Annotated in this window: 8 protein-coding genes and 1 pseudogene; 3 read left to right on the forward strand and 6 right to left on the reverse strand. The window is 32.3% G+C overall.

The features are described 5' to 3' along the window. Positions 1 to 312: pseudogene (locus AAC147_RS03110) on the forward strand (relaxase/mobilization nuclease domain-containing protein); the annotation flags it as partial. Between the two features lie 80 nt (positions 313 to 392). Here AAC147_RS03110 and AAC147_RS03115 read toward each other — a convergent pair. Then, the gene (locus AAC147_RS03115; protein ID WP_156115430.1) at positions 393 to 680 is read right to left on the reverse strand and encodes a hypothetical protein; all 288 of its coding nucleotides are present in this window, start codon (positions 678 to 680) and stop codon (positions 393 to 395) included. A 173-nt stretch (positions 681 to 853) separates the two neighbouring features. Between AAC147_RS03115 and AAC147_RS03120 the strand changes: the two genes are divergently transcribed. Next, positions 854 to 1,168 carry a hypothetical protein gene (locus AAC147_RS03120; protein WP_047685572.1) on the forward strand — a complete coding sequence of 105 codons (315 nt, stop codon included), beginning with the start codon at positions 854 to 856 and terminating at the stop codon, positions 1,166 to 1,168. A gap of 52 nt (positions 1,169 to 1,220) precedes the next feature. On the opposite strand, the gene AAC147_RS03125 is transcribed toward AAC147_RS03120, so the two are convergent. The 5 genes from AAC147_RS03125 to AAC147_RS03145 form a co-directional block, all read right to left on the reverse strand. Further along, on the reverse strand, positions 1,221 to 1,649 hold the full coding sequence (locus AAC147_RS03125; protein ID WP_047685580.1) for a hypothetical protein: 429 nt from the start codon (positions 1,647 to 1,649) through the stop codon (positions 1,221 to 1,223). A gap of 94 nt (positions 1,650 to 1,743) precedes the next feature. Then, positions 1,744 to 2,142: a hypothetical protein gene (locus tag AAC147_RS03130; protein ID WP_047685574.1), complete on the reverse strand. Its 399-nt coding sequence runs from the start codon at positions 2,140 to 2,142 to the stop codon at positions 1,744 to 1,746. Then, entirely contained in the window at positions 2,123 to 3,784 is a 1,662-nt protein-coding gene (locus tag AAC147_RS03135; RefSeq protein ID WP_052189786.1) for a hypothetical protein, read from the reverse strand. The genes AAC147_RS03130 and AAC147_RS03135 overlap by 20 nt, the downstream gene beginning before the upstream one ends. After that, a complete protein-coding gene (locus AAC147_RS03140) occupies positions 3,777 to 5,132 on the reverse strand; it encodes a tyrosine-type recombinase/integrase (protein ID WP_047685576.1) in 1,356 nt (451 codons plus the stop codon). Before AAC147_RS03140 ends, AAC147_RS03135 begins: the two co-directional genes overlap by 8 nt. Continuing rightward, entirely contained in the window at positions 5,083 to 6,132 is a 1,050-nt protein-coding gene (locus tag AAC147_RS03145) for a tyrosine-type recombinase/integrase (RefSeq protein ID WP_231571585.1), read from the reverse strand. Before AAC147_RS03145 ends, AAC147_RS03140 begins: the two co-directional genes overlap by 50 nt. A 583-nt stretch (positions 6,133 to 6,715) precedes the next feature. Here AAC147_RS03145 and AAC147_RS03150 point away from each other — a divergent pair. Next, the coding region (locus tag AAC147_RS03150) for a PH domain-containing protein (RefSeq protein ID WP_197056423.1) at positions 6,716 to 7,253 on the forward strand (538 nt) is incomplete at its 3' end.

The raw sequence follows: 7,253 nt of genomic DNA on the forward strand, positions 1-7,253 counted from the left end.
GCTCCTGCTCCTGCTCCTGCAAAATATGTTGCAGCAACGGATATTCCAAGGGAAAGCATAAGTGAAAAAATTGCCGAACTGGAACTACAGATCAGAGAAGACAAACGAAACGAAATCGTAGAAAAGATTCTTCAAAAGAATGCAGTCACACAACAAAAGCATCTCCTTTTCCTTAGGTGGCTTGCTTCCCTAAAGCAATACATTGAGCTTCTCAGAAGTTATGGGAAGAGCATTCTTCACAAACCCCTCTCTGGATTCTCAAAACTCTATGCAACCCGACTTCTACATAAAGAAAGAAAAATTCATTTATAGACAGTCAGTTGCAAATATCTTTCTTAACAGCACTCTATCTTTAGTAATAAATTTTCGTTTAGTCAACACAATTTTGATCGTTAATACAGATCGATAACATACTTATGATAGATTTTACCTATCATGGTGTATTCATCGATCGGTACAAGCAATTTTACTAAAGAGAGTCGGTCATCGAGAATCCTTGAAGAGAGGATTAGTTGTTCAACTTTAAAGGTTTCTATGGAACACAAAACAGTGAAGTGCCCGTTCTGCTTTAAGGAAAGCCAGCATGGTGTCAGCATTTGCACTGGCTGCCATGCAACAATCACATACGGTGAATGTCCAGGGAGAATTGCAGTGATTAGTATGGTCGCGGTCCTGTTCATCTCATGGTTAGCTGCCAAGTTCTCTGGAAGCGACTTGATTACTGTCATTACTTTTTTAAGCAGTCTCATAATTTTCCGGCTTGTTGCTAAAAAAGCATATTCTGACCGGGTACTCTTTTCACAAAGATAATTAGCAAAAATTATTTACTGCCACATGGAATGAGATTAAAAACATGAAAAAATACTGTATTCCAACTTTGATCTTTACTACTTTTATCCTTACAGCTTGTAATAGCGAGCCCAGCCAAGATAATATCTACAACGTTTTTAAAGCAGTTGTTGATAAAACAAATGCACAGTTAAAAGCTAATGACAGAAACATACCAGACAGCAAGCTTTTCAAAATTGATTACGTGAAGAAAGTTAGCTGTTCAGAAGAAGAAAATAGTGTTTATAACTGCATTGTCGATGCCTCCATTAGCAACATGAAACAAACAAAGCCTGTTAAGCTTGTGAAAGCTGATGGTGTATGGAAAGAAATTCAGTAGTAGCCTATATTAAGAAGCCTTTTAGCCCCTACCCACGGGGCTTTTTTGTTGCTTATAATCTGACATTCCTTACATGAACCATCTCATGAATTAACTCTTTCTCAATTACTTTCATTTCATATTGTGCTTTGACAGTAGCATAGATTTCTTCTGCTTTTTCTTGATTATTATCTATGTAGTTAACAAGAGAAATTAGCTCACGGAGAACGGTTTCTTTGTTATTTAATCGCTGTAACAAATTACTTGTAAGACATTTGTATACAGAACTGAACATTGTCATTATGTTATCAATATTACGATTAGATTTAGAATAAATGCTTTTAGGGTAGAAATATTTTAAATGATATCCTACAAAAATTAAGTAAAGCTGGTATGAGAAACTTTTATCTCCGGGCTGGTATCGTTTTGATATATATTTGTCAATTATAATGATAAGTTGCTCTTCCAGATTAAACTCTGGATTGATTTTGTTTTTGTACATAAATTGCATCCTTGCAAAATTTGATTTTGTCTTCCTGACCATCTACAAATAGCATATAAACACCACCTGTCAATAGGTAAAACCTATCAATTGGTTATTTTCTTCCTCTATGCGTTATTTCTTCTTCGAGAATTGAGACAAGTATATTATGTCGGTAAGCATTCTCATGCATTTTCTTTATCATTAACAATAAATTATTATTCTCTTGTTTTAGTGCATTATTTTCATTTTCGAGCCTTTCAATTCTACTTGCAGCAAGACTTAAACTTCCTGGCAATTTTCTGTTTTGAAGTTTAACAGAACCAGCCCTCTTTCTTGTTTTGTATGCTACGACAATCTCAGTATGTTGACTCAGTGCTTGTCTGGTTGGAACTTTACCTAATATTTTTTTACAAGCCAAACATACAGTATCCCATGTAAAATTGGGCTTTTCCCAGTTTTCAATAATTTTAACAATAGCTTTTATTTCTTTATCATAAAATTTCTTTGCCATTTTGCTTCTCCTTTTTGATTATATTTTCTAACATTAATCTAAATGTTTTTATTTTTTCGGATATTTTTCCTTGCTCTGAAACGTCTAAATCTAAAATTTTCTTTTCAAGTTCTTTAAATTTACTTTCAAGGTTTATTCTAAAATTAGAATCAATATTTTTTTTCTGATTCGAAATTGAACTGTCTTTATTAAAATGAGTATTCAAAACTTTTCTTGATAGTTCAGATAATTCATCGTGAGACATATGATCATACACAACATTATCCTTAATATTTCTTCTCCCTGACCAGTGAGCTATTTGCACCTGAGACAATGCACTCCGTTGAGCCATAGTGTTAAGCAAATGCCTTATTTGATGACTGTGAAAACGGAGGTAGGCACCATCAATATAGGAGTTGGCATGTCTTTTGAATATATTATTAACATTGCTAATGCTAAAATCAGATCTGAAATCATTGGAAATGGCATTCAATGAAGTGAAGATGTCAGTTCCTTTTATTGAATTTAGTTGATCTTTATTTATTGCTAATAAATTTCTATATGTAATACTATTGTCTCGTTCGCTCGTAACTCTCAATTCGGATTTTTTCCGTAACAGGTAAACCCAGAATGCTTTGATGCTAATAACACCAACTTCAACACTCGATAGGAATATTTCATTCTCCCATGAGATATCTTCTCTATTTATAACAAAACCAAGTTTATTGAGATCCTTAACTGTCAAAGTTTCAAACGCACTTTTATTTAACCAACTATAGAGATTATCCTCCCCACTCTTTAAGAGATTAGATACAACTCTTGCATTATTAGTAAGTTTTCTTAATCGCACGATAGCTTCTTTTGCAATTGGAACCATCGGATCTGGTATCCATTTCGTGTTATACCCATAACCTTTTAATGAGTAAAATCGCAGCCCATATCTGGATATACCCTTCATATCTTTAACTACAACTTCACAATCATCTTCTAAAAGCATAATTTCGCTAATTCTGGATGGAGCACATAAGAGCAAGGCAAAAATTGAAGATATAAAGATATCTCTTGTGTTGATAGGTTCCGAAGAAAAAATTCTCCCTACAAAATCTATAACCCTTTCGTCTGGTAGTTTTATTTGCTTTTGTTTTGATAACGAGTTGATTGAGCCTACTTGTTTGCTTTTATTTATCTCATTTTTTTTAAATGGATAAGACCAACGAATGATCCATGGAGGTAACATATGCTTTTTTGACATAAACGAACAAAATGATATTAAGTCCGAGTAAATTCTATAAACAGTTGACTCTGCAAAATTTTCATATGCAATACTTATGGCTTCATCTAAAATTTTATGATTTATATCATAAATATTAGCCTCTTTATTCACTCGCAAAAGAGCGATTTCTAATACTCTGAATAATCTTATATTCCTTAGAGCCTTAGGCAAATCACAAAAAAAATTATTCCATATATAAGCCTTGGCAAATTCGATAATATTCTTATCCATAAGCTTCTTGGTTTTATTACTTTTATTAGCCTTTATTTCACTATAAAAAGTTATTCCCCTTCCCCAACTTGGATTATCCCATTTGAAGTCATTATTGTTAGAGGATTTTTTATTTTCAGCGATGAATTTATAAATGTTATCTTCATAATTATTAGTCATTTATCACCTCGTATTTTATCAAGTCATTTAAGAGACTATCAATGCCATTTTTTATTAGTAAGATTATCGCACTATCAAAAGATATCGACTCACATTCAGATGCAAAAAAGTACTTATCTATTAAATCCTTTAAAAAAACTAACTCCCTTTCAGCCGAGTTTCTTTCTGTAAATTTTTTTGCTATTGGTTTTATAAAATCATTCATTGCTTCATTAATTTTTCTGCTATTTTCAGCAGTGTTGTGTACATAACTCATAACAGAACTGGTTGAGCTATGATCTAGAATATTAGCTATTAATGATGGGCTATAACCCATCTGGGCCGCTTTTGTCCCTAATGTGTATCTAAACCTTCTTGAGTTAATCTCTCCAATATCAATTTGGAGTTTCCCGATTGAACGATTTATTGTGCTTCTGATTTTTGTAGTTACCTGATACGAAGACAGTTTTAACTCTCCATTTTCAATCATATCTAAACTTACTGTGTTGTTTTTGAAATGATATGTATTTAAAAAAACAGGGAGAATGTTTTTTTGTTTTTCATTTAATTCAGTGTTTAGTGTTTCACTTACAATAGATTTCACTGCATTAATGAGATAAGTTAGGTTTTCAAAAAGGTTTTGGGGAATTTGTATTTTACTAAACTGCTTTCTATAAGCTCCTCTTTGTTTAACTTTTGGGATATTGATATAAAAACCCCCATCGAGCTTGAAAAGATCCCCTGTCTCAAGTTGAGCAATCTGCATCGGTCTCCGACCTGTATATATCAAAAGGAGCAGCATAAGATAGTTAGATAAACTAATCCTCTCAACTTGATAAGCTCTTGCTGTTAACTCTAATATCTTTTTTATTTGAGTATCATTAAATGGACCTTTTTGATAATTATGTGTTTTTAAATACTTTCCTGATAATTTCCTGCTAATTTCAATAACAGCAATAAATTCAACAGAGTCAGAAGATAACAACGAGGGGAAAAGAGTATTCATTTTCAAAAGTAGATATTTCATGGATTCAGTATGGGTATAGTCTAATGGACTAACTTTGCCAAAATAAAATCTTATGTTATCAAATGAAAATAGGCTCTCCACTTTATCTGATGATTTTAGAAAATGCTTCATGGCATAAAACATTTTCTTTGTATAGCTTGCACTATAATTCATAGCAAAATAAGCCAAAGTTGATTTAACATATATAAAATTCTCACCCATAACTTTCAGAGAATCTAAATTCAACATTATACTTTCATTAATTTTCCACTTAGGGTTTGAAAATATTATTTTGAAACCACCATATTTAGTTTCAAAAGCCGAATATTGATTTTCTTGTAGATTTCTGAGAATTGGTAACATTCATAGACTCCTCATTCAAATGTTTTATTGGATTAATGATCGCCATTATTTTTTGACTTTCTTGAATTATAAATCTTCTATTATAAATGTCTGAAGTATCACTTTCATTTTTCCAGCCCATTAGATAATTTCTTACCTTGTCGTAAAATGCATAATTATCAGGATTGCAGTTTACGAGCATCATTTCTGAAAATTTAACATTCCATGTGTGCCGCAATGCATGACCTACGAGATTGCTTAACTCATTACTGTTTTTCCTTATTTGCTCAAAAATTTTTTGATAACCTGAAATTGTCAATGGATGGCCTAAATTACCATTAGAACTATGGGTAACAAGTAGATAGTCATGCTCAACTGCTTTAGATTGTTTTCTCCTAAAAGTGCTAATGTATTCATGTACCAATTCAGTTAATTCAGAGCTTAAAGGTATTTGCCTTTCTAAAGTCTTGACAAGAGGCTGTCGCAGCCTTAGTTCATCTTTATTATCAGGTCTTCTTACTATGCATAAATTTTTCTTCTTATAATTAAAATCAGCTATCTTAAGATTGAGCAATTCACCTCCTCTCATACCAGTTTCAAGTAGAATCTTAATTATAAGATTATTGCGAAACCGTACATGTGGAGCATAAGGATTTGTCGCTGATTCAATACCCACTATGTTAAGCAAAGTAATTTCCTGGTCTTTACTTAATGCTTTTTCTTCGTTTTCAATGTTGTAGTTCTTTGCGTTTTCAATTCTTGGCTTTATAAAATCAAATGCTCTACTGATCGATTCATAGTAATTAGACTCATTGAAAGTTATCTTATCTATAAACCATTTAATATAATTCTCTATAGTTACTATTTTAAAGTATAAAGATTTTTCTGTGATATGCCTTTTCTTATTTATATCAATAACATTCCCCTGACTTTTTTTGTAAGACAGGTAATTCATTAAATCGTACAGATAACCATTCTCAGAGACAAGAACCTCCCAATTTAAATGTAAAGCATTAAACAAAGATACTTTTTTTCAGTATTGTATCTTTCAAATAAGAGTAAAGAATTTGCTATTGACTCCATTGTTGAAAATGAATAATTCTTTATGCGAAATACTACACTCATATATAGATTTGGATAAACCAACGGGATACCTGTATCAGCATTCACTATCATGCAGTTACGAACTCCATTTCCATCTTTTACTTTTTTTATTTTGTAATTCATAGCTCCTCCTATTTACAATCAATAATAAGTGAAACTAAATAAAGCATAATGATTATGCAATTTACAAATTTATTTTACATAAGTCTGAATCAATCTCTTTTATATCAGTATATGTAGGGGAAATTCTCTAATATCCCTCTAGAGGGATATTAGTCTTTAGAACCATGCATAAAATATAAATCTTAAAAAAAATTTAAAATCAATGCGTTAAATAACCAATTACAGGGACGCCAGCCCACCAAATAAATCAAGGGGTTGCGTGAAAACGCAGCCCCTTTTTGTTTGTCCATGTCCACTTTACGTCCACCCATTTTATTTTTCTATCATAGTAGCATCGTATAACAGGTGGCCTTTAAAACATAAGGATGATAGCAGTAATGATTGACTACAAAGTTGCATCTGACTCCGGCTTATTAACAGAACTGAGTAGATTGTCTGGTGATAATTCTGTTGGCATAACTCGTAGAAAAAAAGAGTTTCTTTACGTCGCTAGAAATTTAGAAATGAATGAGCAGCCTATCGCAGTTCTAGCCGGTGATCTAAATGGAAGTAAAGGCACATTACTCTTACTGACTAATATCAATATTCACTTCGTAAGAATTAACCTGTTCAAAAAAGTACATCACGATAAGTTTTCTTTAGAATCAATAAATGGATGTGAAGATAAGAAAGGCTTACTATTTTCAAAACTTACATTGAGTATTAATTATCACGGTTATGTATTTAACAGCATAGAGAAGAAAGCACTTGCAAAGTTCCTTCCACTCTTGAACGAATTGCTAGTAACCCATGAATCTGGATCAGATGCTGAACCACCACATGCAGAGCAACAACCTGAGCCTGAGACCCCAAAATCAAATAAATTTAAATCATCAGTACTAGACACCAGCTCGTTTTTACCCAACGTATTGAGAG

Origin of the sequence: Xenorhabdus sp. NBAII XenSa04 (assembly GCF_963866145.1) — a bacterium.
In the GTDB taxonomy this organism is placed as follows: Bacteria; Pseudomonadota; Gammaproteobacteria; order Enterobacterales; family Enterobacteriaceae; genus Xenorhabdus; species Xenorhabdus indica.

Excerpts from the sequence above, each read along its gene's own strand:
- AAC147_RS03115 (WP_156115430.1), bottom strand. The coding sequence starts at position 680 with ATGAACAGGACCGCGACCATACTAATCACTGCAATTCTCCCTGGACAT.
- AAC147_RS03120 (WP_047685572.1), top strand. The coding sequence starts at position 854 with ATGAAAAAATACTGTATTCCAACTTTGATCTTTACTACTTTTATCCTT.
- AAC147_RS03125 (WP_047685580.1), bottom strand. The coding sequence starts at position 1,649 with ATGTACAAAAACAAAATCAATCCAGAGTTTAATCTGGAAGAGCAACTT.
- AAC147_RS03130 (WP_047685574.1), bottom strand. The coding sequence starts at position 2,142 with ATGGCAAAGAAATTTTATGATAAAGAAATAAAAGCTATTGTTAAAATT.
- AAC147_RS03135 (WP_052189786.1), bottom strand. The coding sequence starts at position 3,784 with ATGACTAATAATTATGAAGATAACATTTATAAATTCATCGCTGAAAAT.
- AAC147_RS03140 (WP_047685576.1), bottom strand. The coding sequence starts at position 5,132 with ATGTTACCAATTCTCAGAAATCTACAAGAAAATCAATATTCGGCTTTT.